Source organism: Streptomyces huasconensis (assembly GCF_021028635.1).
Lineage (GTDB): Bacteria > Actinomycetota > Actinomycetes > Streptomycetales > Streptomycetaceae > Streptomyces > Streptomyces huasconensis.
Genome location: NZ_CP086119.1, coordinates 6244453 through 6270148 on the forward strand (window position 1 = coordinate 6244453; position 25696 = coordinate 6270148).

Annotated in this window: 18 protein-coding genes and 1 pseudogene; 13 read left to right on the forward strand and 6 right to left on the reverse strand. The window is 72.0% G+C overall.

The features are described from left to right. Nucleotides 1–417: 417 nt before the first annotated feature. Nucleotides 418–2190: an Ig-like domain-containing protein gene (locus tag J2N69_RS28225; RefSeq protein ID WP_230903194.1), complete on the reverse strand. Its 1773-nt coding sequence runs from the start codon at nt 2188–2190 to the stop codon at nt 418–420. Nucleotides 2191–2556: 366 nt separating this feature from the next. Between J2N69_RS28225 and J2N69_RS28230 the strand changes: the two genes are divergently transcribed. Continuing rightward, entirely contained in the window at nt 2557–2925 is a 369-nt protein-coding gene (locus tag J2N69_RS28230; RefSeq protein ID WP_230903195.1) for a hypothetical protein, read from the forward strand. Continuing rightward, a complete protein-coding gene (locus J2N69_RS28235; RefSeq protein WP_230903196.1) occupies nt 2922–3131 on the forward strand; it encodes a hypothetical protein in 210 nt (69 codons plus the stop codon). Before J2N69_RS28230 ends, J2N69_RS28235 begins: the two co-directional genes overlap by 4 nt. A gap of 143 nt (nt 3132–3274) precedes the next feature. Here J2N69_RS28235 and J2N69_RS28240 read toward each other — a convergent pair whose 3' ends face one another. Further along, on the reverse strand, nt 3275–4774 hold the full coding sequence (locus J2N69_RS28240) for a PucR family transcriptional regulator (protein WP_230903197.1): 1500 nt from the start codon (nt 4772–4774) through the stop codon (nt 3275–3277). Nucleotides 4775–5173: 399 nt separating this feature from the next. Here J2N69_RS28240 and J2N69_RS28245 point away from each other — a divergent pair, with 399 nt between their 5' ends. Further along, nucleotides 5174–6703 (forward strand): MFS transporter, encoded by a 1530-nt coding sequence (locus tag J2N69_RS28245; RefSeq protein ID WP_230903198.1) that lies wholly within the window; start codon nt 5174–5176, stop codon nt 6701–6703. 79 nt (nt 6704–6782) lie between these two features. Then, nucleotides 6783–8435: an amidohydrolase gene (locus J2N69_RS28250; RefSeq protein WP_230903199.1), complete on the forward strand. Its 1653-nt coding sequence runs from the start codon at nt 6783–6785 to the stop codon at nt 8433–8435. A 1366-nt stretch (nt 8436–9801) separates the two neighbouring features. On the opposite strand, the gene J2N69_RS28255 is transcribed toward J2N69_RS28250, so the two are convergent. After that, the gene (locus J2N69_RS28255; protein ID WP_230903200.1) at nt 9802–10743 is read right to left on the reverse strand and encodes a hypothetical protein; all 942 of its coding nucleotides are present in this window, start codon (nt 10741–10743) and stop codon (nt 9802–9804) included. Nucleotides 10744–11934: 1191 nt separating this feature from the next. Here J2N69_RS28255 and J2N69_RS28260 point away from each other — a divergent pair. The 4 genes and pseudogenes from J2N69_RS28260 (at nt 11935) to J2N69_RS28275 (ending at nt 16239) form a co-directional block, all read left to right on the forward strand. Further along, nucleotides 11935–13157, forward strand: a pseudogene (locus tag J2N69_RS28260) (globin domain-containing protein). Between the two features lie 290 nt (nt 13158–13447). Further along, nucleotides 13448–14752 carry an SPFH domain-containing protein gene (locus J2N69_RS28265; protein WP_230903201.1) on the forward strand — a complete coding sequence of 435 codons (1305 nt, stop codon included), beginning with the start codon at nt 13448–13450 and terminating at the stop codon, nt 14750–14752. A 55-nt stretch (nt 14753–14807) separates the two neighbouring features. Further along, nucleotides 14808–15749 (forward strand): C40 family peptidase, encoded by a 942-nt coding sequence (locus tag J2N69_RS28270; protein WP_230903202.1) that lies wholly within the window; start codon nt 14808–14810, stop codon nt 15747–15749. Nucleotides 15750–16065: 316 nt separating this feature from the next. Continuing rightward, entirely contained in the window at nt 16066–16239 is a 174-nt protein-coding gene (locus tag J2N69_RS28275) for a hypothetical protein (protein WP_230903203.1), read from the forward strand. A 29-nt stretch (nt 16240–16268) separates the two neighbouring features. Here the strand turns inward: J2N69_RS28275 and J2N69_RS28280 are convergent, their stop codons facing one another. From J2N69_RS28280 to J2N69_RS28290, 3 genes are all read right to left on the reverse strand, one after another. Then, nucleotides 16269–17003: a response regulator gene (locus J2N69_RS28280; RefSeq protein WP_230903204.1), complete on the reverse strand. Its 735-nt coding sequence runs from the start codon at nt 17001–17003 to the stop codon at nt 16269–16271. Beyond that, nucleotides 16990–19389, reverse strand: coding sequence for a hypothetical protein (locus J2N69_RS28285; RefSeq protein WP_230903205.1), 2400 nt, complete (start codon nt 19387–19389; stop codon nt 16990–16992). The genes J2N69_RS28280 and J2N69_RS28285 overlap by 14 nt, the downstream gene beginning before the upstream one ends. A gap of 337 nt (nt 19390–19726) precedes the next feature. Then, nucleotides 19727–20608, reverse strand: a complete 882-nt coding sequence (locus J2N69_RS28290) for a MurR/RpiR family transcriptional regulator (RefSeq protein WP_230903206.1) — start codon at nt 20606–20608, stop codon at nt 19727–19729. 441 nt (nt 20609–21049) lie between these two features. Between J2N69_RS28290 and J2N69_RS28295 the strand changes: the two genes are divergently transcribed. From J2N69_RS28295 to J2N69_RS28315, 5 genes are all read left to right on the forward strand, one after another. Beyond that, nucleotides 21050–21700 carry a hypothetical protein gene (locus tag J2N69_RS28295; RefSeq protein ID WP_230903207.1) on the forward strand — a complete coding sequence of 217 codons (651 nt, stop codon included), beginning with the start codon at nt 21050–21052 and terminating at the stop codon, nt 21698–21700. Between the two features lie 104 nt (nt 21701–21804). Further along, nucleotides 21805–22341, forward strand: a complete 537-nt coding sequence (locus J2N69_RS28300; protein WP_230903208.1) for a signal peptidase I — start codon at nt 21805–21807, stop codon at nt 22339–22341. A gap of 3 nt (nt 22342–22344) precedes the next feature. Next, nucleotides 22345–23145: a hypothetical protein gene (locus J2N69_RS28305; protein ID WP_230903209.1), complete on the forward strand. Its 801-nt coding sequence runs from the start codon at nt 22345–22347 to the stop codon at nt 23143–23145. 129 nt (nt 23146–23274) lie between these two features. Next, on the forward strand, nt 23275–24504 hold the full coding sequence (locus J2N69_RS28310; RefSeq protein ID WP_230903210.1) for a peptidoglycan-binding protein: 1230 nt from the start codon (nt 23275–23277) through the stop codon (nt 24502–24504). A 384-nt stretch (nt 24505–24888) separates the two neighbouring features. Then, complete coding sequence (locus J2N69_RS28315; RefSeq protein ID WP_330166835.1) at nt 24889–25311, forward strand: ATP-binding protein; 423 nt, start codon at nt 24889–24891, stop codon at nt 25309–25311. Nucleotides 25312–25696 lie beyond the last annotated feature (385 nt).

Below are 25696 nucleotides of genomic sequence, written 5' to 3' on the forward strand. Positions count from 1 at the left end.
GCCTGCTGGACAGGCGGGTCCGCCCTTGCCATGACGCTCATTTGAGGCTCTGACTTGCATGTTCTCTTGCCCCGCTCAATCGTCACAAGTTTCCGATGACGCATCATGCGGAGTGCGTGGCGATTCTGGAGCCTGCCGGGAAGGGCGCCTGAGTTGCGGTTCTGTCCTCTGTCAGGCGCCCTTCGCCCCTGTTCGAACCGCCTGTCGGACTGCTGGGGCGTGTCCGTGGGTCGGTGAGTCAGTGCTTGGACATACCGGTCAGACCTCTGGGTTGCGGTAGTCGGTAGGGGCTTCCCGGAGGTCCGTGTCGCAGGAATGACGGAGCGGCCGGCCCCATCGCCAGGGCGCCGCAGGCGGTGGCCCGGGCGGTGGGGCCGGTGCTGAAACGGGCTCGTAGCCTTAGGTGAAACCCGTTGGTCAGCTGGCCCGCGGCGACGGCGTGGAAGACGCATCCGTGGGCGTGGGCTGGGTCGTCGCCTCGGGCGTGGCTTCCGGAGTGGGAGCGGACCGCGGCGTGGCCTCGGGGCGGGGGGTTTGCTGCGCCACGCTCGCGGGGGTGGCCCGCTTGGTCCAGTCGTCCTGGAGCCTGATCTTGAAGGTGTCGCCGAGCCGGGACGGGTCCAGGGACAGGCTGAAGGACCCGTTGGCGCTGGCGCCTCCGGCGTCGAACCAGGTGCCGTCCGCCGCTTGGACCTGGACGGTGCCCTTGGCCTCGCTGTCGCCGAGGGTCTTGCCCTTGACGACGACTTTGGAGTCGCTCCAGGTGACGGAGGAGATGTCCGGGGTGGGCAAGGTGACGGGCACGGTGATCTCGGGACCGCTGGTTCCATCGGGGAAGTGCTGTCGGGCGGTCAGGTGGGCCCAGTCCCAGTCCGCCTTGCGCGAGGGGTTGTTGTAGACGTGACTGATGGAGCCGTCGTCGTCGATGTGTGTCCACTCGTCTGTCACCCACGTCCCATCCGCCCTGCGGAACTGCACGGACGCGCCGGGCTGCCCGGAGCCGGTCAACGTAGGCCCCTGGACACCGTTCTTTGACGTCAGCGACAGCTTCATCGGCAGTGCGGGCAGGATCTCGACGGGGACGCTGTCGTAGTTGTCGGGATTCTTCGGTTCGGACACCACCAGATTCGCCATGCCCAGCGGCACACTTGTCGGCACGGGGACGCCCCTCTTGTCGAAGATCGCGGACGACCCGGTCGCCGTGGTGGCGACCTGTCCGAGTGAGAACCGTTGCCCCTGAGTGACCAGTTGGATGTCCACGTTGCCGATGCTCTGAAGGGAGTTGGTCCATCCATTGAGCCGCATGACACCACCGGCCCGCACGCGGGCGGTTGTGGCGTCCGCGTTCCACTGAAGCTGTGACGCGTATGGATCGGTGATGATGCGGATGGTGCGCTTGTCCTCGTGGCCGGAGGCGGCGTCTTCGGTGACGTAGATGTCATGCACACCGGTGGGCACAGCATTGCTCGACGTTGAGGCGGACCACATGCCGTCGTCGTTCACGCGTCCGCCGGACTTCAGTGGCATGGGCGTGCGGTTCGGGCCGTAGCTCAGGGAGATCCGCGCGCCGGGCTCGCCGATACCGCCGAAGGAGAGCCAGAAGTGGTTGGACAGGAAAGTACCCTCGCGCGGAGTGGTGAACATGGCGGGCTGGACGCCCAGCTTGGTGGTGAGGGTGACGGGGGCGGAGGTCCGTTGGTGCCGGCCGCTCTTCTGGGTCACGCGGAAATCGAAGAGGCCATCCGCCAGTGCCCCGGCGGGAAAGCGGGCGATATCGGCCCATTTCCCGTCCGGGTCGATGAGGCCGGTGAAGCTGTTCAGCGACTTCCAGGAGGCGGCACCGGCCTTACGGTACTCGAGGGACAAGGTCGCTTTGGGTTCGCCGGTGCCACCGAAGCCGATCTGGCTGGACTGCCGACCGGCCGCCACGGTGGAGTGGTCGGCGGGTCGGGTGATCACCGGCCTGGCGAGGCCGGCACCAGGGGTGTCGGCCCCGGAGAAGGCGCCGCTGACGGCGGTCGCCTGGGACATGGGTGTGGAGTAACCGGGTGCCACCGAGCTGGACAGCGTCAGGAGTGCGAGCGCCGCGATCGAACACGTGCCCACGATGGTCCGGAAGCGAAACGGTCGCGCACGCCGCGTGCGGGACGCTCCGTAGGTCGTGCCGTGTGCCTCCGTGTGGTGTGCCATTCCCGGTCTTGCTCCTTCATGCGAGACGGCGTGACATGCAACGAGTGTTGCATGTCACGCCATGTGCAGTAGAGTCGGTGCCGACCCCGGCCGTCTCGGCTGCTGTGCGTTTTGCGCACACACGGGGTCTCTTGAGCTTCTTCGAAGCAACTACCTTATTCTCGATAGGAGTTGATGTGCTCAACTCCGTCTGAGCGGCCGTTGGGAAGCAGCATCCTTGCCCGGTGCATCCTGCCGACCTGGACGGCAACGGCAGTCCGCCAGGGCCAGCCAGCGCACACCTACGTCGCCGACCCCCGGGCCACTGTCAGGCAGGTACTCTCGCCCGCTTCCTCGACGGCGCCCGTGCAGCGGCTCCTGCGGAACTTGACGGTGGTCGAGGACGAACAGCTCGGTCGCCAGATGCCCGTGGTGCGGCGGGACTTCGCCCTGCTGTACGACAACGAGCTGACCGGCGAGAGCACTTGGCGCCGCCGGCCCGCGGCCGCACAGGCGGTGGCCACGGAACAGGTGCGGCCGTGGACCGTCCGCGAGGCAACCCAGTTCCTCCAGGACCTCGCGCTGAGCGGGCGCCTGCGGCGCACGATGCCGATCCCCGAGGGCAGCCGCCTCGCGGTCCAGCGGGACGTCATCCGGGCCGCCGCACTCGCCGAGCCCCTGCGCCGCCGCGCCCGGGCAACCCGTACGGCACCCGGCGTGGACTACCACCGGCTGCGCCCCGGTGGACATACGTGAACCTTCGAAAACCTCGCCCGGCCCGGCCCGGCTCGGCTGCGGCCGGTCGGCAAGGCCAGGAGGCGGCCGGTGCTCAGTCGGCGCACACCGGTTCCGACGGCCTGATCGGCATCGGCGCCGCGGCCCTCGCCGTGCTCGTCGGCGGTGTCGCCGCCACCGTCTACGGCACCCGCCACCGGGCCGCCAGCCGGACGAACAGTAACTGACGAACCATCAGCTATCGGTGGAGGTCACCGCGTTCCCGCCCCATGCGTCCCGGACCGCGAACGGCCCCCGCGCCCGGCCTCCCCGGCCCGCCCGCACCTCACCCCCGGGCTGCGCCGCGCACCGCCTCCTTTCCCGCCTCACCTCACCCCGGGCCGCGCCGCGCACCGCCCCCTCCCTCGCCTTCGTCCGGGTCCGCATCATCGTGGAAGAGCAGCCAGAGGCCGAAGGACGTGTCCGGGGCGTGCAGTGGTGCGCCGAGGAGCCGCTCGCAGCGGCGCAGCCGGTTGTTGAGGGTGTGGCGGTGCACGCCCAGGGCCGCAGCGGTGCGGTCGTTGCGGTATTCCTCACGGACCCAGGTGCGCAGCGTCGTCAGCAGGACGTCGCCGCCGGGCGCCGTCTCCAGGGTCTCCTGCAGGCGCGCGCGCAGCAGCGCCACCCCGGCCAGGTCGATGGTCGCCGGCACCAGGTCCCGCCACTCCAGTTCGCCGTGGGTCACCAGGGGCACCTGCCTACGAACGGCCTGGCGGGCGGCGGACCGGGCCTGTTCGTAGGCGACGCCCAGTTCGGAGCGGTGCTGGAGGGAGGCCAGGCCCGCGTGCACGGGGCGGGCGAGGTGGCCGGCCAGCCCGTCGACCAGGGTGCGGGCGTCCAGGAAGACCTCGGCGCGGGCCACCAGCAGCATCCCCTCGGGGACCTCGCACGGCGTCACCCAGCGTCCCAGGCCCCAGCACTCCTCCAGCGCCGCGCCGAGCAGCGTGGGCGAGGCACCGGTGAGCACCAGCATCGCGTATGGGCCGGCCTGCGGGAGCCGGAACTCCTCGACGACCTTGCTCCACACACCGCTCCGCAGCGCGTGGCCGGCCAGCAGCCGTATCCCCGCCTGGAGCATGAGCAGTTCGTGCGGGGCGGGCGGGCGGCCCCGGTTGAAGTGGTCGGCGAGTTCGGCCGCGGCGCGGTCCAGGCGCTCCAGCCGGGCCGTGTCCAGGGGGCGGCCGGTCACCAGCAGCACCGCCCGGACACCGCCGCCGACGGCGATGGACCGCACCCGGACCCGCGCGCCGCCGGAGTCCAGCACCGTGCGGAACATCGGGTCGTGGCCGGCGGCGGGCGGCAGTTCGCCGCGCAGCCGAGCGAGCAGCGAACCGCCCGCGTCGGGGTGTCTGGCCAGGGGCCGCAGCTCGGCGTCGAGGACGTGGACGTGCGCGTCGAGTTCGGTGGCCAGCGCGCGGGCCCAGGCGCTCAGGTCCGGGACGGTCGGCCGGACGCGGCGCAGCGCGGCACGGATCTCGGCCGCCGGGTCCTGGCCGTGCGCCGGGAGCCAGCGCACCACCGGCACCTCGTGCTGCTCGGCCAGGGCGAGGAAACCGATGGGGACGGGCTGGGCGGCATCGGCCACCTGGACGACCGCGAGCGGTACGTGGCGCAGGCGGGCGATCAGGGCGCGCTGCGCGCCCCGGCCGGCCGGGATGGCCGCGGCGTCCAGGGTCACGGCGTGTCCGGCCGGCGGCGGGTCCGGTTCCGTCAGGGGGCGTCCGCGCAGGTCGGTCAGGCCGGTCACCTGCCGTTCCACACCCCAGGCGCCGACCATCAGACGGGCCCGCGGGGAGAGATTCGCCAGTAATTGCAGTGTCTGTACCGCCATGTCCCCATTATTTCGGCCGGTGCGCGTGCCGCGGTGCCGCCGCCCGGTGACGGGAATCACCCAGGGTCTTCCGTCCCGCCGGTTTCGGGACGTGCGGCCGGTCTCCGGGGCGGGTCATCCGTCCTGGACGCGTGGCCACCGGCGACCGTCCGGGGTGGTGCGGCACCGCCTCCGGTGCGGTTCGCGGGCGGCGGCGGCTGGCCGCGTGGCCACAGGGGCCCGGCCGCACCCCGGCACACCGTCGGCACCGGTCCGCGGGGTGGGACTTTCGCCGGGAATTCCGCCGGCCCGGGCGGCCCAGTCTGGGAGCACACCACACGAGCACTCCGCCGGCCCGGAGAACGCCGCCCACCTCGCGGCACCGGGAACGGGCGTACCCCGTAGAGGAGATGACCGACAATGCCTGGTCCCGCGGTTTCCACCGACCCACCGGTGCCGCAGAACTGGTCGCCCCGGATGCTGCGCAATCCGCGGCGGCGGGAGGCGGCCCTCCTGGGAGTCAGCGCGGTCTCCACGATCCAGATGGTCGACCCGAGCCTGAACTCCACCGCCCTGCCGCGGGCCGCCGAGGGCCTGGGCATGAGCTCCGGAACGATGACGCTGGCGGCCAGTATCGCCACGCTGCTGTTGGCGGCCTCGATGCTGGGCACCGGGTCCCTGGGCGACCTGCGCGGACGCCGCAAGGTCCTGCTGGCCGGCGCGCTCGCCGCGGTCGTCGGCTGCCTGGTGACCGCCCTGGCCGGCAACGGCGCCGTCTTCCTCATCGGACGCATCGTCACCGGTATCGGTACGGCGGCCGCCTTCGGCATGAGTCTGGCGATCATCCCCTTGCTGTTCCATCCGCGCGAGCTGCCCCGGGCGTTCGGGATCTGGCTCGGTGTGCAGGGCATCATGATCGTGGTCGCCTGTATCGGCGGTGGTCTGCTGGTCACGCACTTCAGCTGGCGGATCGGCTACCTCGTCATCCCGGTGATCGGCCTGATCGCCACCACCTGGGCGTACCTGACGGTGCCGGACAGCCGGGCCGAGAAGGCGCGCCGCTTCGACACGGTCGGGGTGCTGCTCGCGGCCCTGGCGCTGATCTGCCTGATCGAAGGGTTCAGCCAGGTCGGTGCGCACGGCTGGCTGTCGCCGGTCACGCTGGGGCTGATGGCGGCCGCGGTGGTGCTGTTCGGCCTGTTCGCCGTCTGGGAGCGGCGGGTGGACGAACCGGCCTTCCCGATGGAGCTGTTCGGCTCCCGCCCGTTCGTCGCGGCGATCGTGGTCGGGGTGGTCTTCAACCTCGGCAACGCGGCGGTGACCATGCAGTACCCGCTGATGGTCCAGGGGACGCTCGGCAAGTCGGCCTTCGTCTCCTCGATCGTGATCGCGATGTTCGGCGCGGGCTCGATCGGCGGTGCGTTCGGGGCCGGGGCCTTCCAGACCCGGCGGGGCATCAGCGACCGGGCGATGTTCGTCAGCGGTCTCGGCATCATCGCGGTCGCCCTGCTGGCCATGGCCTTCACCACCGAACACACCCCGCTGTGGCTGTTCCTGACGACCTCGACGGTGATCGGATTCGGCGTCACCTGGGCACAGAACCCCCAGTCCACGGTGATGATGCGGTCCGCGCCGTCCTCGATGGTCGGGTCCGTGGGCGCGATCAAGCCCGCGGTCGGCCAGATGGGCATGGGGCTCGGCCTGGGCGGTCTCATCCCGGTGGTGAACACCTTCACCGCCTCCTCCTCCGGTACGCCGCAGCACGCCGCCGCCCGCGGCTTCGGACTCGGCATGCTGCTGGTCGCCGTCTTCCTCGCGGTCGCCGCGCTGGTCATCTGGCGGATGATGCGGCCCCGGCGAGACGACGGCCCCGCAACGGTCCCGAACCGGGCCGCCACCGAACCGGCCGAACGGGCCCAGGCGGCCGCACGGACCGACGAACCCGCCTGACCCCTGGCGCACCCGGCTCCCCTGCGCCGCCTCCCTTCCCCCCACCCGTACCACCCGTACCACCCTAGGAAGGTCCCCCATGAGCACCACCCCCGCGATCGAGCCCGCCGGCCAGGCACCCGAGCGGATCTTCGTCAACGCCAACCTGATCACCGTCGACCCGTCCCGGCCCCGGGCCGAGGCGCTCGCGGTGAGCGGCGGCCGCATCATCGCCCTCGGCGACAGCGACGAGATCCGCGCCCTGGGCGGCCCGGACACCGACATCGTCGACCTCGGCGGCCGTACCGCGCTGCCGGGCTTCATCGAGGCGCACGGCCACCCGAGCGTCAGCATGACCACCGACGGCCCCGACGTGGTGGACATCCGCCCGATGACCTGCCCCACCGCCGAGGCCGTGCGCGCGCGGATCAACGAGACCATCGCCGCCGCCGAACCCGGTGTGCCGCTGGCCTTCGTCGGCTGGGACACCCTCCTCCAGGAGGGCCTCGGAGAGCCCACCCGCGCCTGGCTGGACGAGCTGGCCCCCGCCAACCCGGTCGCGATACTCCAGAACTCCGCGCACATGTCCTGGGGCAACTCCCTGGCCATCAAGGCGATCGGGCTCACCCGCGACACCCCGGACCCGGCCGGCTGCCACTTCGAGCGCGACGCCGACGGCGAGCCCACCGGGAAGGCGGTCGAGGCCCCGGCCTCCCTGATGATGATCGGCACCCCGCTGAACCCGCCCGCTGACCGCGCCCCCGCGCTGCTCGCCAATGAGCACGAGGTGCTCGCCGCCCGTGGCCTGACCACCTGCGGGGACCTCGGCCTCAAGGCCGGCATGCGGGAGGTCTGCGCCGCGTTCGCCCGGAGCCCGGAGGCCCGGGTGCGGGTCCGGGCCTACGAGATGTCCAACGCGGAGCTGCACACGGACGCCGTCCCCGGACAGGGCGACGCCATGTTCCGCCAGATAGGCATCAAGATGTGGGCCGACGGAAGCCCGTGGATCGGCAACATCGCCACCAGCTTCCCGTACCTCACCAACGACCGCACCGCCGCCATCGGCCTGGGCCCCGACCACCGCGGCTGCGCCAACTACACGGCGGAGCAGGCCCGCGCGATCGCCGAGGCGTACCTGCCGCACGGCTGGCAGCTGGCCTGCCACGTCCACGGCGACGTGGCGGTGGACATGATGCTCGACGTCTTCGAGAAGGTGCTGGACGAGCACGGGCGCCCGGACCACCGCACCCGCTTCGAACACTGCGGCACCATGACCCGCGAGCAGTACCGGCGGGCCGCCGACCTGGGCATCACCTGCAGCCTCTTCGTGGACCACATCTACTACTGGGGCGACGTCCTGGTGGAGAGCCTGTTCGGGGAGCGGGCCGAGGACTGGGCCAACGCCCGGGCCGCCCTGGACGCCGGCATCCGGATCTCCTTCCACAACGACTCGCCGGTCACCCCGGTGGAGCCGCTGCGCAACATCCAGGTCGCGGTCACCCGCCGCACCCGCTCCGGCACCCGCGTCCTGGGCCCGCAGAACCGCGTCACCCTCGACGAGGCGATCCGCGCCGAGACCATCGACTCCGCGTGGCATCTCCAGAGCGAGCACGAGGTCGGCTCCCTCGAAGTGGGCAAGCACGCCGACCTGGTGGTCCTGAACGACGATCCGTACGCGGTGGACCCGGACACCATCGGTGACATCCAAGTGCTCGCCACCTACCTGGACGGCCGGCCGACCTACACCGCCTGACCCCGGCCAGGCACCATCCCCCTGCCCCGCGACCCGGCACCGACCGGCGTCCGCGGGGCCGCGGGCGTGGGGGAGCGGGGCGTGTCGGGTAGGGAGGTTGGTCCTACCGGTAGGCGACGTTCACCGGGAAGCGCGCGCCCCCCGCCCTACCAAGATCGCCATGAAGCTGACGAAAACACACCGGAAGGAACGTGCATCCGTGACCGAGCACGCGCTCCCCGACGTCACGAGGATCACCAGGGCTGCCGCGGTCGCCGGCATCGCCACGGCCGTCTTCGACACCAGGACGACAAGAGTCCGACCACCCCCACCGCGCAGCCTGCCACCGGAACGACGCACCCTACGACGCATCCGACAATGCACCCCACGGCCCCCCGCGCGAGCAGGCGGGGACAGCAGCTCTCCCGGATCGGATCTGACGGCCTGGCAGGCCTGGGCGTCGCCGCCGCTGCCACCCTCGCCGCGGCACCACCACCAACGCCTACGCCTCCCGCCGCCTGCGCGCGCGGTCGACGGCGCCGGGACGCGACGGGCGTAGAAGCCGTCGATGCCAACGGCCGCGCAGGCGACCAGATATTCGGTTTAACGTTTGCCCAGGACCCTCCCGCACCGCAGCTCGATCGCCTCCTTGGCCTGGTCGTAGGAACCGCGCACCGCCTCGGCAACCGCGCGGCGGCGCAGGCCGTGCGAGTGCAGCCCAGCGGGTAGCGACAGGTCCGCATCCAGGGGGGCGGACGCTGGTCATCGACCTGCCCCGCCACGCGGTCCGCGTCACGGTGCCGAATACGCAGGCCGGAGGCCTGCAATGGCCCACCTCGCGATGCGGGCGGACCTGTCCGTCCGCACCCCGGACCGCCGGGCGGCCGGCGCGTTCCCCCTGCTCGCGCTCGGCCCGCTCCCACAGGTCGAGATGGGCCTGGAGCAGCAGCCTCAGCAGCTCGCGGCCCAACCGTCCGGGCTCGTCCTCGGTCAGCCGGCCCCGCTCCACCAGCCGTTTCGGCTTCCCCCGCGTCCCCTCGATCCTTCCGGTCACCGCGGGCAGCCCGATCCGCGGCACGATCTGCTGGGCCTGCATCGGCTTCGCGGCGTCGGTAAGGACCTCGATGATGTCCCGGCAGACATCCGCAGCACCGCAGCCGGCAGCCCCTGGCGCCAGTGCGGCACTGTGGTCGCCCCGACCACCCGCACCCCAGGGTGCACCGAATTCTCCGGCTCCGCGCCGCCGGCCACTGGTGCGTTCGCTCCGGACCCGCCCAGATCCATGATCACCTCTGCCACCGTCTCCCGGGCGATCCGCAGCCGCGACCATGCCTCCTGCTCGTCCTCCAGACGGGCCGTGCCGCCGCCCCTCATGCGCAGTCGTATGTCAACCCGCCCGCTCATAGGTAAGGACGGTCTTCGGGTGGTTGCCGATCTTGCGTAGGCGCAGCGGGCCGTCCGAGGACTTCACGTCGAAGGAGTATCCGAGCTCCTCCGGCGGGCAGTTGACGGTCCTGGTGCCCTGATCGAGCTTGAAGTTGCTCATGGACAGGTCGTGCTGGTCGATGCCGGAGACAGTGGCGCTGCCCTTGCATCGCGGGCCGGAGCGGGACTCGATGACCACGCGTGCGCGTCTGCCCGACTCGACCTGGTGGAAAGTCAGCTGCTGGCTGCCGTCCCTGGCTCGCCACCGGCCCACGAACCAGGGGTGGATGGGCTTGTACTCCGTGGCCACCCCGGCGAATCCGGAGCCTTTGCGCCAGGTCAGCGTGGTGGTTTCCAGCATGCCGGGATCGACGAAGTCCACTCGGGCGCCACCGTCGCGGATGCGGACCTTCGGCCAGACGATGGTGTTTCTGGTCGGGTCGGTGGTCCAGGAGGAGAGGTCCCCGGTGGCGACGGCCGCGATCACCTCTTGCGGTTCTTCGCCGTCCCTGCAGTACGCGCCGAAGCCGGCCGCGAGCCACACGGTGTCCCGGTACGCCTTCGCCCTGATGCCGCCGCACGGTTTGGTGCCGGTCTCATAGACCGTCTTCCGGGCGGACCAGGCGTCGTCGGAGGAGTGGCGATGCTGTGCCTCCAGGCCGCGGCGAGTGAAGCGGAGGGACACCTGCCGGCCGTCGGACAGTTCAAGGACGGTGTGGTCGTCGTCGTCCTCGACGACCCGTGAATCAGGCTTGTCCTCCGGTTCGCGGTGGGACTTCGTGTGCTGCGCGCTGCTGCCGGACGGGCCCCTGTCCGATTGCTCGGCTTGCTCGGCGCAGCCGCCGACGGCTGCGCCGAGCATCAGCACCGCTACCGCCCACGCCGCTGCGCTCTTCGTTCTCATGCCGTGTCAGCTCCCCTGTACGCCGTGCCGCGATGCCCGGGCCGGTGGGTGGCACGAACTCGGCGATGCTAGTCGGTGGGCGGCTCGCCCCGCTCGGCCCCCGGCACGGTGCGGTCCCGGCGGTTCCGTCACTCGTCGAGGACGGCGGCGACCGCACCCGGGCCCGGGCCGCCGCCTCCCGTGCCTCGTGCCTCCAACTCCCCAATCCCACAACCACGATCTCCCAGCTCAAACCATCGAGGCCGTCCCTGGAAGAGAGCTACACCCCCTCAGGGACAAGGGCCTCGGGGTCGGGCTCGCCTGCCGGATGCTGGGGCTGTCGGAGTCGGCGTACTACGTGCGCGAGAAGCGGCCGGAGCCGGCCCGTCGGCTGCGCGGCGAACAGCTCGTGCCCCGGGTCGAACGGGTCCATGCTGAGTCCAGCGGCACCTATGGCGTGCGCCGGAACACCCGCGCGCTGTGTGGCCACCGCTGCCGGGGCCGCGCGTCCTCGTACAGGCGGGCATTGTCGATCGCCACACCCCCGCCGCAGCCGGCGTCCGCCGCACCGCCTCGTCGTCGGCGTCGTGTTGGTCAGGTACAGACTCCTGAGCACCCGGCCGCGGACCCGGGCCGGGACGCCCAGGAGGCTGGTCATCGGCGCATGGCCGGGCGGGAAGCCCGGGGACGACGGGTGCCGGGTCGGGCCCGCCAGGCGCACCGGCCGCAGTGCGCCGATCAGCGGGCCCAAAAGCCCCTCGCCACGCGGACAGTGGCCGATCCGGGCCGCGTCCGCCTCGTATGCCGACCATGAGGAACCGCGTGATCGTGCCGTCCTCGCCCAGTACGCTCGGCGCCCCGTACTCCGCGTCGACGCCAGGGCAACCGCAGAGTGAGCGATCCGCCGCAGGACGACTTCCAGGTCGAGGGCGGAACCGATGGCCGACACGACGTCCAGCAGCGTGCGGGCCCCGGGCCCCTGCGTTCGTTCTTCCATCGCGGCTCCGTTGGCTTCCGTGCGGCCCGGCCACCAGCATGCCGGACGCCGCCGCCCGCCCCGTGCTCGGCCTGAAAGTCCTGGTCGGAAGGGAAGTTGGCCCCTACCGGGCCGCCTGTCCCGGCACCACGATCGGCAGAGCGATCACCGCGACGAGCGGCACGGAAACGCTCTCGCCGACGCTCACCCACGTTCCCATCACCCCGGGGAGACCCATGCTGTCGTCCGACTCGGCCGCCGTTGTCCGCGCCACCCTGCCCGCCGTCGACGCGGCCCTGAACGAGATCACGAGCCGCTTCTACAGCGCCATGTTCGGCGCGCGGCCCGAGCTGCTGGACGGGCTGTTCAACCGCGGCAACCAGGCCAGCGGCGAGCAGAGCCAGGCACTGGCCGGCTCCATCGCCGCGTTCGCCAAGGCGTTGCTGGCCGACCCCGATGCCCGCCCGGACGCTCTGCTGTCGCGGATCGCGCACAAGCACGCCGCGCTCGGCGTCACCGAGGACCAGTACACGTCGTTCACAAGTACCTCTTCGGCGCGATTGCCGAGGTCCTGGGCGAGGCGATCACCCCGGAGGTGGCCGCCGGCTGGGACGAGGTGTACTGGCTGATGGCGGGCGCACTGATCGCGCGGGAAGCCCGCCTCTACCACGAGGCGGGGGTCGATCCGCGTGCGCCGTGGCGCCGGTGGACGGTGGTGGAGCGACGCGAGGAGACCCCGGACGCGGTCTCCTTCCTGCTGCGCCCGGCCGACGGCGGCCCGCTGCCCCGGGCGCGCGCCGGCCAGTACGTCAGCGTCAAGGTGCTGATGCCCGACGGCATCCACCAGACCCGCCAGTACAGCCTGTCGGACGCGCCCGGCGACCGGCTGCGCCGGATCACCGTCAAGCGGGTGGCGAGCGTGGCCGACGCCCCCGAGGGCGAGGTCTCCAACGAGCTGCACCGCACCGTACGGGCCGGCGACGAACTCACCCTGTCGGCACCATTGGGAGACGTGGTTCTCGACGGCTCCGACGCTCCGCTGCTGCTGGTCTCCGCCGGGATCGGCTGCACCCCGATGGTCGGCATGCTCGCGCACCTCGCCGCCACCGGCTCGTCCCGCCCGGTGCGCGTCCTGCACGGCGACCTCAGCCCGGCCGACCACGCCCTGCGTGCCGACACCAAGCGCCTGGTGTCCCAACTCCGCGACGCACAGGCGTACATCTGGTACGTGCGGGGCGCGGACGAGGAAGCCGGTGAGCGCCCGGGCCGGATGACCCTGGACGGCCCGGGCCTGGGACTGGACCTCGACCTGTCCGCCGACACCGACGTGTACCTGTGCGGCTCGCTGCCCTTCATGCGCGCCGTCCGCACCGGTCTGCTCCGGGCCGGCGTCCCCGCCCGCCGCATCCGCTACGAGGTCTTCGGCCCTGACCTGTGGCTGGCCCACGCCGACAGCTGAACCCACCCACCGCCGCCTCTCGTTGCCGTCCGCAGCCGGCCGAGGCCGGTCAAGAGGGCCGGAAGTCCCGGCGGTTGCGGACCTTCAGCGGACCCGGCGCGCGGGGGGATCTGTGAGGCTCTCGTTGCAGGCGCAAGATCATCGGCCGTGGCCCCGCCACCTCGACGCAACGGCACATCGCCACCACGACATACGCCGGGGCCGGCGGGTCACGGACCGCGCCGCGACCGCGGACGGGCGCGACACCGCGCGCCCGATGACGCCGGAGACCGGAGACGGAGCGAAGCACCATGGCAGCCGCGAACAGGGGAGAAGAGGGGATGCACCGCCCCGACGAGGCGCGCGAATCGGAGGACGACACCGAGGAACTGCCCCCGGTGGGCGTGGCACCGCCGCGCCCGGAGACCACCGGTCCGGCGCACACGCCCGTCCCGACCGGGGGCCGGGCGCGCCCGCAGGACGTGGCCGTGGCCGGGATCGCTCTCGTCAAGGAACTGTTGGAACCCGCCGAACCGGCCGCCAAGGGCGGCGCCCCGGCTCCGGCCCCGACCGCTCCGCCACCGGCCCCCGCCGACGCCGGAACCTCTCCGGCCGCACGCCGCCCGACGAAGCGCCCGGCGGCCGCGCCCCCTCCCGGCCCCCACCGCGTCGGCGAGACCCCCTCACAGCGCCGCGCCCCCTCCGCCGACCCCGCCCTGGTGGAACGGCGCGGCCGCTCGTTCTCCGGCTGGGCGGCCATCCTCCTCGCCGCCCTGGCCTCGGCCGGCTGCGCGACCGTGCTCTGGTGGCACGGCCTCCTCCCGGAGCGTGCGGTACGCGCCGTGGGCCTGCCGCTCGTACCGGACCACGGCCCCGTGCGGCTGTGGGAGTGGACGCTGGTCGGGTGCGGCGGAGTCGTGGCGCTGCTCGCGGTCGGCGGGCTCACCCGGGGGCGGGCCGGGAGCGTCTGGGTGCTCAGCCTGTTCGGACGGTACCGGGGCAGCGTGCGGCGCACCGGGCTTGTCTGGATCAACCCTTTGGTGCTGCGCCGCAGAGTGGACGTCCGGCTGCGGCACTGGCGCAGCGAGCCGATGCCCGCCGTGGACGCGGCCGGCATCCAGCTCCGCGTCGTCGTCCTGGTGGTGTGGCGGATCAAGGACACCGCGCGGGCGCTGCTCGCCGTCAACGACCACGAGGCGTATCTGCGCGAACAGGTGGAGGCGGCGATGGCCCGGGTGCTCTCCCAGCTGCCCGCCGACGCCTTCCACGAGGACACCCCGACCCTGCGGGACGCGGAGGCGGTCGGCGACAGGCTGACGAAGACCCTGTCCGCCGGCTGCCTGCCGGTGGGCATCGAGATCTTCTCCGCCCAGCCCACCCGGCTCGAGTACGCGCCGGAGGTGGCGGCCGCGATGCGGCGCAGCCAGATCGCCGCCCTCGATGCCAAGCACCGCGGCACCGTACTGACCTCGGTCATCGACGCCGTGGCCGAGACCATCCAGGGGCTGACCTCGCGCGGCATGGTCGAGCTGGACGACTACGAACGCCAGGCGCTGGTACGGGACTTGACCATCGCCTTCTACACCTCGCGGGGCAGCGCACCGGCGGAGACCTGAGCGGCCCCCTTGCACACGGAATACCGAACACGCAACACGGAAGGCAGGTGCGCGCATGCGCACTCCCGAATTCACCGAGGAGATACCCGCGGACTGCGCCTGTGCGTTCTGCGCGGGCGCGGCAGGCACTGAGGCCGGTGGAGGACGGCACGGCGGACGGCGCGCCCGCTGTGCCGTACGCGGCGCGGTCGCGGCCGCGGTGGGCGCGGCCGCCGTGATCGGCGCGAGCACGACCGCCGCCGCCGAACCGGCGCCGAGCCACGCCGGCTGGGACGGCAGCAAGTACTGGTATCAGGACGCCACCGGCTGGTGGCGCTGGACCAGCCACTACGACAAGTATTTGCGTCACACCGGTGGTTCGGCGTCCGGCGCCGGCGCGTCCGGGGTCACGCACTCCGCGCCCTCGTCCTCCTCCGCCGGGCACAACCCTCATCCCACCTTCCGGGGCCGGGCCGGCTGGGACGCCACGGACCGGGTGTACTGGTACCAGCAGGGCGGCAGCTGGTGGTGGACCAGCCACCAGTGGAAGTACGAGGCCCGCACCGGCCGCTCCGGCCCGACGGCCCCGACCGACTCCCCGGCTTCGTCGTCCAGGAGCCGCGCCGGGCATGCCGACCGTGGCAGCCAAGGCAGCCACGGTACGGAGGCCGCGATCCGCTGGGCGATGAGCCAGCTCGGCAAGCCGTACATCTGGGGCGGCAACGGCCCGTACGGGTACGACTGTTCGGGCCTGGTGCAGCAGGCGTACCGCCGTGCGGGCATCTCGCTGCCGCGGGTCGCCGACGCCCAGTACCGCGCCGCCACGAAGATCTCCCGTTCCCAGCTGCGCCGCGGCGATCTGGTCTTCTGGTCCTCCAACGGCTCGTCCTCCGGTATCCACCACGTGGCGATCTACCTCGGTGGCGGCCAGTATCTGGAGGCCCCGCGCCCCGGCAAGTCCGTGCGGATCTCCTCGTTCTCGTACTACAACCCCACGCTCTACGGCCGGGTCGGCTGAGCGGATGCGATGGGCCGTCGGAGGCTGACCACGGCCGAGAGGCACATGGCCCGCAGCAGTCCGCGGTGGTAGCACCGGAGTCTGCGCAAGCTGCCGCGGACTCGGCCGACTTCGCAAGGGCCGCGGGACCACGGATCTTGCGGTTCCACTCGGGCACGTTCCCCTCCGCCGGCTCGTCGTAGGCCGAGCCCGCAGACGACCTCGCCGACGTTGCCCTTTACCAGTGACCAGTTCCGACCCACGTGAAAGGTAGGCCCGACCGTGACCGCGCGGACGGACGTACGGGTGCGACCGGGGGCCCGTATCTCGCTCGCGGGTGGACCGGCGCGTTCCGGGGGCGGGCGGCGGGCCCGGCCACTTCCGCCGCAGCGGGGTGGCCGTTCCCGGCGATGTGCCGCCCGGCGCGGCCGTCCTGGTGGTGATCGATCCGGGCAACCCGATGGAGATCGACTCCATCCCTGTGGCGGTGATGGGGCTGGTGGGCTGGTGACGGCGACTGGTCCGCGGCCGCCGTCACGCTCAGCGAGCCGACGGGCCGACGAGGCTCCGCCCCTGCTCCCGGCCCGAACCCTCGTACGGCCCCTGGCCGCTCCTCATGAGGACAGCCGCCTGCCCGGCGATGGCGGCCGCCTGAGCGCGGCGCTCCACCCCCAGCTTGTCGAACAGCCGCGAGACATAGTGCTTGACCGTCTTCTCGGCCAGGAACAGCCGCTGCCCGATCTGGCGGTTCGTCAGCCCCTGGCCGATCAACTCCAGGATTTGCAGGTCGCGTTCGGTCAGACCGGGGAAGGCGTCCAGGCCCCGCTTCGGCTTGCGGCCACAGCGCACCCGTTCCATGAGCGCGGCGACCGCGCCGGGACCGAGCAGCGAGCGCCCCGCGGCCGCCTCCCGCACCGCGCCCACCAGCTCCGGCCCGCGCACCTGCTTCAGCAGAAATCCGCAGGCCCCGGCCGTGAGCGCGTCGAGCTGCACCTCGTCGTCGGCGTACGTGGTGAGCATCAGGCACGCCACCCCGGGCGCGGCCGTGCGCAGCGCGCTGCACACGGCCACGCCGTCACCGTCGGGCAGGTGCACGTCCAGCACGGCGACGTCCGGACGCAGCGCGGGGATGCGGGCCAGCGCCTCCTGCGCCGTCGCGCCCTCGCCCACCACCGTGAGGTCCCGCTCCGTGTTGAGCAGACCGGCCACCCCACGGCGCACCATCTCGTGATCGTCGAGGACGAACACCCGGATCGGGCCGTCAGCGCTTGTCATCGGCGGTGGCCTGGGTGGGTGTGGGCGAGGGGGTCTGTGCGGGCGCGGGCGAGGGGGCCTGCGTGGGCTGCGCGCCGCGCGTCGGCTCGGGGGCCGGCGTGGAATCCGAGCCTTGCGCGGACTGCGGGCTCCGCGCGGGGTCGGGGGTCGGAGCCTGCGCGGGTGCGGGGGTGTGCTGAGCCGGAGAGGCGGGGGTGGCCTTGCCGGTCCAGTCGTCCACGAAGCGGACGGCGAAGGTGGTGCCGAGCTTCGCGGGGTCGACGTGCAGGGTGAACGAGCCGCTGCCGGAGTACCCGGCCTGGTCGAACCATGTGCCGTCCGCGCCGAGGACCTGCATCCGCCCCTTGCCGTCCTCGTCACCGAGCGTGGTGCCGGTGACGGTGACGTCCTTCTTCGTGCGTGCCACCTTGGAGATTTCGGGGGTCGGGAAGGCGACGGGCACATCGACCGCGGGGCCGGTGTCGCCGTTCGGGTACAGCTGGCGGGCCGTCAGATTCCGCCAGTCCCAGGAAGGCTTCCACTTCGCGTAGCGATACCCGTCCTTGACCGTTCCGTCGTCTGAGGGGGCCGTCGTATCGGGGGCGGTCACCCAGCTGCCGTCCGGCTTTCGGAACTGTATCGCCGTGCCGGACTGCCCCGAACCGGCCAGTGTCCGGTTCTTGCTTCCGTTCTCGGCGGTGAGCTTCAGCTTCAGTGGCGTGCGGTACCGCAGTTCGGCGGACGGCGGTGTGGGGCGCTTCGTCCAGTCGTCGACGAAGCGGACCTTGAACGTGTCGCCGAGGCGGACGGTGTCCACCGAGACGTTGAAGCTGCCGTACTTGCTGATGCCGCCCGCGTCGAACCAGGCGCCGTCGGCTCCTTGGACCTGGACGGTTCCCTTGCTGTCGTCGTCGCCGATGGTGGTGCCCTTGATCACGACCTTGGGCCCGCTCTCGCTGACGGTGGAGACCTCCGGCGCCGGCAGGTCGATGGCGACCGGGAGCTCCGGGCCGCTCTCACCGTTGGGGTACACCTGGTGAGCGGTCAGGTGGGGCCAGTCCCAGGCAGGCTTCCACTTCGATGCCCAGACGTAGTAATCGTCGATCACGCCTGCGCTGTCGGGCCGGGTGCTGCTCGAGGTGGCGGCCCACGTGCCGTCCGCCTTCTTGAACTGCAGCTTGCCGTCAGGCTGCCCCGTCCCCTTGAAGTACCTGCCCCTATCGCCATTGTGGGCGACCATCGACAGCTTCAGGGGTATGGAGGGGAGGACCTGAACGGGGATGCTGTCGAAGTTGTCGGGGTTGCGAGGGTCGGTCAGTACCAGATTCGCCATGCCCCCGGGTACGCCGACCGGGACGGGGACACCGCTGGCGTCAAAGAGCGCGGAATCCTTGCCGCCCCTGCTGGACTTGGTGGCGAACGTGCCGAGGGGGAACCGCCGGCCCTGGGTCGTCAGCTGGACCGCCACGTCACCCACGGGGTCGCTGGAGTTGGTCCAGCCGTAGAGCCGCATGGTGCCGCCGGCCCGGACTCGGCTGGTGGTGTTCTTCACGTTCCACTGGAGCTGGGACGCGTTCCGGTCGGTGATGAAGGTGATGGTGCGCTTGTCCTCCTGGCCGGGTGCGGCGTCCTCGCTGACGTAGATGTCGTGCGTACCGGCGGGAACGGAGTCCTTCTCCGCGGTGGCGGCCCACGTACCGTCCGCGCCCACCCGCGGGCTCTCCCTGAGCGCCATCGGTGTGCGGTCCGGGCCGTAGGACAGGGAGATCCGCGCGCCGGGCTCGCCGATGCCGCCGAAGTCGAGGAAGAACGCCTTGGACAGCGAGACCCCCTCGCGCGGCGTCGTGAACTGGGCCGGCTGAATGCCGAAGTGGATGGTGAGGGTGATCGGCGCCGAGGTGCGTTCCCGCTGATCGGTCTGCTGGATGACGCGGAATCCGAAGGAGCCGTCCGTCAGCTCACCGTCGGGGAAGAGGGAGGTGACCGCCCACTTCCTGTCCGGGCCGACGAGGCCGGTGAAGCTCGTCAGAGTCTTCCAGCTCGCGGTGTGCGCCTTGCGGTACTGCAACGCCAAGGTGGCGCCGGGCTCGCCGGTGCCGGCGAAGTTGATCCGGGGGTTGCGCCGGCCCACCTGCACGGTGGAGCCGTCCGCGGGCCGGATGATCACGGGAGCGACCACACCGGGGCCGGGCGTGTCCGCCGAGGCGAAGGTGCCGGTGACGGCGGTGGCCGTCGCCGTCGCCATCGGCGCGGCGTGGCCGGGCGCGGCCGTGGCACAGGTCAGGAGGAGGGCGAACGCGGTGGCGGTGCCCAGGCTCGTGGCGGACGGGGCCCGGTGCGGCCGGGCGTGCCGCGGGCGGCGGGGAGCCGTCTTCCGGGCGGTTTCCGCCTCTCCGTGATGTTTCATGCTGCTGTCGCTCCTTCGTATGAGGCGGCGGTACGGCGCGGCCCGTGGGGGAGAGGCCCTGGTGAGGTCCGCCGCCTGGGCGCGGCGGCGGGGCGCGGTGCGGCAGGGCCTGGGTACGGGCGGCCACCCGGGCGCTGCCGGAACACCGCTCCGCGACGAGAGCGGTGCGCTCTTCGCGCGTTCTTCGCCCCGGGTCATGCACCCGAGGTTGCTGCAATCGTTGCACAGTTGCGGCCGTGCATCAAAATGAGCAACGCGCGCAACGATCGAAGGGGGGAAGAGGGGGTGGGAAGAGGGGGTGGGAAGGGCTGTCGGGGCGATCACCGCCCCGCACCGCTCACTGGCCCGGGTCGGGCACCACGGTCGACGGGGCCATGAGATCCATGTCGCCCCACAGCGCTTCGATGTCGCTGGTCGCACGGGCGGCCTGCTCGGGGCGGCCGGCGGCGAGTTCGGCGAGCACGGCCTGGCTGACGGCGACCGCCGGCGTCAGGGTGGGAAAGATCGACGTGCTCTCGCTGGGGATGGCCACCACGACATCGGCGGCGTGCGCGAGTCGGCTGGTGCGGCGGTCGGTGACGAGGCAGACCGTGAGATCGCGGCGCGACGCGGCCTGCGCCATGGTGATCAGCTCGCGTGGGGTGCGCCAGAAGTTGAAGATCACCAAGCAGCCGCCCGGGGGCAGGCCCACCAGCTGCGTCACCCGCTCCGTCCCGGCCTGGGTCTCCAGGCGCAGGTCGAACCCCATGCCCGTACCCACGTAGGACAGCACGATGGCCGGCGCGGCGAAGCTGCCGGACGCGGCGACCAGAGTGCGCGGCGCCGCCATGATGGCCGCCGCGAGCGCCTTGATCTCGTCCGGGTCCAGGCTGTGCGCCATCCGCGACAGGTGGTCGGCGTCCTGATGGAGCGCGGCCCGCGCCGGGGTCTCGGTCATCTCGGTGGAGTGCCGGTCGAGCAGCTCCGGCGTCGACAGCGCGGAGAGGTACTGGCTGCGCACCTCCAGCTGGAGGTCGGGCCAGCCGCCGAACCCCATCTGGCGGGCCGCGCGGGTGACCGTCGAGGCGTTGACACCGGCCCGCTGGGCCATGTCACGCGCGGAGGCGTAGGAGGCGAACTGTGGGTTGGTCTGGACGACTTCGAGGACCCGGGCAGCCTGGCTGCCGCGCGGCAACTTCGCCAGCTGCTCCGCGATGCGTACCTGGAGCGACCTTCCCACCTCCACTTTGGGGCCGCGCCGCGGCGCGGATATGCGCCTCAGTCTACGGGCCCGGGCGGCAGGGCATGGCGGTGCGCGCCACCGAAGCCCGATCCCGGTTTCGCATCCGGCTCGCGACCCGGCGCAACACCCGTTGCACCTCCACCTGCGCTTCTGAGCGTTCCGTACGCCACATTCGTTGCATACAGATTTGACTGCAATGATCTTCGCGTCTCTAATGGGTCCCGAACGCAGGGTTTGCGGACATAACCCGCAAATCCTGACATGCGGGCCCTGGTGCCGCGCTTCCTGGCGCCGGGACCCAGCGGGGGCGGGCATCGGAGAGGGTGACCTCGGCCGGCCCGCTCCCTCGCCGGAGGCGCATGCCCCCTCACCTCCGTGCGCCTCCGGCGAAAAGCCTCCAACCAAACCCCCTACACGCAAAAGAAGTTGGGATCTCCTGTGGAATCTGAGCAGAACACCAAGCGGGCCTCGCGCAAGAAGAAGGCCATCGCCGGTGTCGCCGTACTGGCCGGCGCGGGCCTCCTCGCCGCGGGTGGTTACGCCCTGAGCACCTCCACCGGCCTGGCGACCTCCGGCCTCTTCGGCACCACTACGCAGCACGGTCCCGACCCCGACACCAACGCCGACGTCTCGCTGCTGGTCAACGGCCACCAGCGCGCCGACCTGGCCGACGAGCTGACCAACGCCAAGATGGCCAACGACGGTGAGGGCGCGCAGACCACCGTCAAGCTGACCGCCGGCGGCAAGACCGACATCGACACGGTCGGTCTGAAGGTCAACTACGCCAAGACCGACGCGAACGAGGGCCTGGCCAAGCAGCTGGTCGTCGACGTCGACGCGGACGGCCGGCGTGTGGCGTCCGGCCTCTCGGCCGCGGACATCGCCAAGAAGACCACGCTCCCGGTCTCCCTCGCCGCCCTGTCCGGCGGGAAGCTGATGCACGACGGCAGCAACGAACTCCCGGTGACGCTGCACGTCCACCTCAAGGACGGCACCGAGAAGAACTGGGACCAGGTGAAGGACCAGACCATCAAGTCGATCTCCTTCGGCTTCACCGGCAGCGGTACCCCGTCCACCGACAGGAAGTGATGACCGGCCTCACGGCACGGGACTCCGGGGGCGGGCACCATCGAGCGGCCTCAAGCCCGCCCCCGGTTCCCCGCGCCGCGGTGGCTCGTACCACCGCGGCGCGGATGGCCCGCCGAGCGTTCAGGGCCACGATGACCCTGCTGGTCACGGCCCTGGCGCTCGGCGCGCTGGCCGCCGGCATCGCCTGGCTGGCGTACGGCGTCCGGTTCGTACCCGTGCTCACCCCGTCGATGCGGCCCGGTATGCCGCCCGGCTCGCTGGCGGTGACCAGGCCCCTCGCTCCCGAGGACATCCGGACCGGCCAGGTCCTGGTGTTCCGACCCCCGCAGCCGTGGACGCCCAAGGACGACCGGCCCGTTCTGCACCGGGTCACCGCGATCGAGCAGTACGCGGCGGGACGGGTGCTCACGACCAAGGGCGATGCCAATCCGGGCCCCGATCCCTGGAAGGTCGACCTCTCGGGCTCCGGCGAGTACGCCCGGGTCGTCGCGGTCGTCCCCCACGTCGGGACGGTGGCCAAGGCCGCGCACCAGGCCGGGCCGGTCGCGCTCGGCGGTGCGCTGCTGGGTCTGTACTTCCTGGGCTGGGGCGCGCGGCGGCTCGTGCCCCGGAGCGGTGGACGACACAATCGAGGAGCGTGAAGCGTGCATCTCGCACGGCATGAGAAGCGGCCGGTGCGCCCGGCCGCACGGAGGGGCGCGGCGGCGGCCCTGGGGGCGGTGGCGGTACTGGGCGCTGCGGTGCCGGCTGCGGCCGCCGGCCACGACGGGTCCGCCGGCAACCCGCAACTGGTCCACGTCCGCTCGGGACCCGGCGTCTCCTGGACGGCCGACACCCTTGGCCTGCACCCCGGCGACCAGGTGGACCGCTACCTCGACGTGGTCTCCGACCACAGCGCCCCGCTGGCGCAGTCGCTGCGGCTGTGGGGCACCGGCCGGCTCACCGACGGCGGGGGCCTGGTCGCCGGTGTACGCGAATGCTCGGTCGCCTGGCGCAACGGAAAGTGCGGCGGTCACGAAGCCCAACTCTCCGCCCCCGGCACGCCGTTGGCCAAGCCGGCCGGACTGGGCGGCGCCCGTATGGTCCCCGCCCGCGACACCCGCCACCTGAAGCTGACCCTGGCCGTCCCCGCCGACCTGCCGCCCGCCCTCGCCGGTGCCACCGCCCGCGTCACCCTCCAGGCGACCGGAACGGCCCAGGGGGACGGGTCCAGTACGGGTGGCGCCACCGGGGCGGACGCCACCGCGGGCTCCGGCGGCGGCACGGACTCCACCGGCGGCTCGTCACTCGGCGGGGCACTCGCCCGCACCGGCACCGGCGGCCTCTGGGGCCTGATCCTGCTCAGCGTCGGCGCGCTGTGCGCCGGCACCGCCGTCCTGGTCAACCGCCGCCGGACCACACCGGACGGTACGGACGCCGCGCCCGCCGCCTCGGCCGAGGCCTGACGCCCGCCCGCTCGTACCTCCTCGCCCGCGTACCGGCGCGCCCGTGGTTCCTCGCGCCCGCGTGTCCGCCTGCCCGCATACCCACGGGACGCGCGGCGGTGCCCGCGCCTCCACCCGAAAGCAGTGTGCATGTCCCTCCCCCTCTTCCAGGAAGTCCTCGCCCCGAACAACTGCGGCTGCCCCGGCTGCGACGCGCGCCGGTGCGCGGCGCGTTCGGCCCGGGTGGGCCGCGCCACGACCGGCGCGCTGATGGTCGCGATGGCGACCGCCACCACCGTCGGCGGCGCCATCCAGGTGTGCGCAGCCCAGCCCGCGGCCGCGGCGCCGGGCCCGGCCGCCGCCGGCCACACCGCGGTACGGGCAACCGCCAGGCAGGGGGCGGTGACGAGCCGGGCGGAGATTCTCCGCCACGCCCAGCACTGGGTGGACCGCGGGGTGCGGTACAGCATGGGCAGCTACTTCGAGGGCTACCGGCAGGACTGCTCGGGGTTCGTGTCGATGGCGTGGGGCCTGTCCGGCAGCCAGTGGACCGGGAGCCTGGCCTCTTATGGGGTCCGGGTGAGCAAGAGCGACCTCCAGCCCGGCGACATGCTGCTCTACCACAATGCGGCCAACCCCGTTCACGGTTCACACGTCGTCCTCTTCGGCGGCTGGACGGACGCCTCCCACACCCATTACGTCGCCTACGAACTGACCCCGCCCCACGCGATGCGGCGGGTGACCCCCTTCCCGTACTGGAACCACACCTCGGGGTACGTGGCCTACCGCTCGCGGACGGTCACGCCCGGCGGCGGCCAGGGCGGCGGAGGCACCCCGGCACGGCCCGCCCAGGGCACCTTCCCCGGCGCAGGCGTCTTCGGCCCCGGCCAACACAACACCTACGTAACCGAGTTGGGCGAAATGCTCGTACAGCGCGGCGGCGCGCGGTTCTACTCCACCGGCCCCGGGCCGTCCTGGGGGCAGGCCGACCAGCGGGCCACCGCGGCGTTCCAGCGCGCCCAGGGCTGGCGCGGCGCGGAGGCGGACGGCATACCGGGACCGGACACCTGGCGGCTCCTGGCCAACGGAACCGGCCACGACATCCCGGCGGCATCGGGCGGCGGCGGGACGGCGGACGGTGTCCCCGCTTTCCCCGGGCGCGGAGTCTTCCGTCCAGGACAGTCCAATTCCTTCGTGGCCCAACTCGGGCGGCAATTGGTGAAAAAGGGGTTCGGACAGCACTACGCGGTGGGCCCCGGCCCCAGCTGGTCGGAGAGCGACCGCCGCAACGTCGAGGCGTTCCAGCGTGCCCAGGGCTGGCGCGGTGCGGAGGCGGACGGCATACCGGGCCCGGAAACCTGGCGCCGCCTCTTCCGCTGACGGACCCGCCCCTGCTCACCCCTCGGGGACGACGGCCGAGGCGTCCTCCCCGGGGCGGGCCGAACCGCCGGGTGAAGAGCCCGGCACACGGGACCCACCCCATTCAACGAGACACATCCCCTGCAAGGAGAAATATTGCTTCTGGTGGCATAGCGCGAAACAACCGGGCAAGAGCGGAGGGTGTGCGTGCGTGCCGTCGGTTCCTCGTTCCGGGACCGAAAAGCCCTCGCCGGGACGGCCGGAAGGCCCTCACCTTTGCGGTTCGTCCGGGCACCAACGGCCATCCCGCCGGGCTGGTTCGTTCGCACATCCTTGAATGAGTCTCAGAAATCCAACACTCATTGGGGAACTGTTGTGTTCGTTGTCGATTCCACCCGTGCGGATGTGGCAGAGGCCAGGAGGGCGGCCCGCACGTACGTGAAGAGGCACTGTCCCTGGGCGCGGGAGGACGACGTGCTGCTGGTGATCAGTGAGCTTGTGGGGAACGCGGTACGGCACACCGAGGGCTTCTGGCGCCTCAGCCTCCAGGCCCGTCCGCACGCGCTCGTGGCCCGGGTGGACGACCACAGCACGCGTATGCCCGCACCGCGCGTCCCGGACGTGACCGGCACGGGCGGTTACGGATGGCACATCGCGCGCAGCCTGTGCGGGCAGCTCACGGTGCTGCCGCGCCGCGACGGCAAGACCGTGGAGGCGTGTTGGAACCGCTCGGACGCCCCGGCGGTGGACCCCATCCCCTTCGAAGGCGCCGTCCCCACCACGAACGCCACTCGCTTCGCTCACCCTGCGGGGCGCATCGCCGCGTGAAGCGTCCGCGGGCGTCCGCCACCACCCCTGCTCAGGCCGACACCTCCCTCATGTCGCCACCCCGGCCCGCTGTCCGGTACAGTAGATCTTGAACTGGTCGCCACAACACGCGGTAACCGGTGATGCGTTGGTGGTCCAAGGAAAGACGTCCCGCTTCCTGCGGGGAGATGCAGGTGCAAGGCCTGCCCGGCGCTCGAATAGAAGGCCCGTACACGTGCAGCGTGTACGGGCCTTCTTGTGTTGACAGGCGCTCGAGGGCATGGCCAATCGTTCGGGTCCTCGATGATGTCCGGCGGCCGACCCGCCGTGGTCGGGTCCGGCCGGGTAGGGAGGTATGCCTGTCGCGGCTCCCCGGATGAGGCAGTAATTGCCTGGAGTGCGTGCT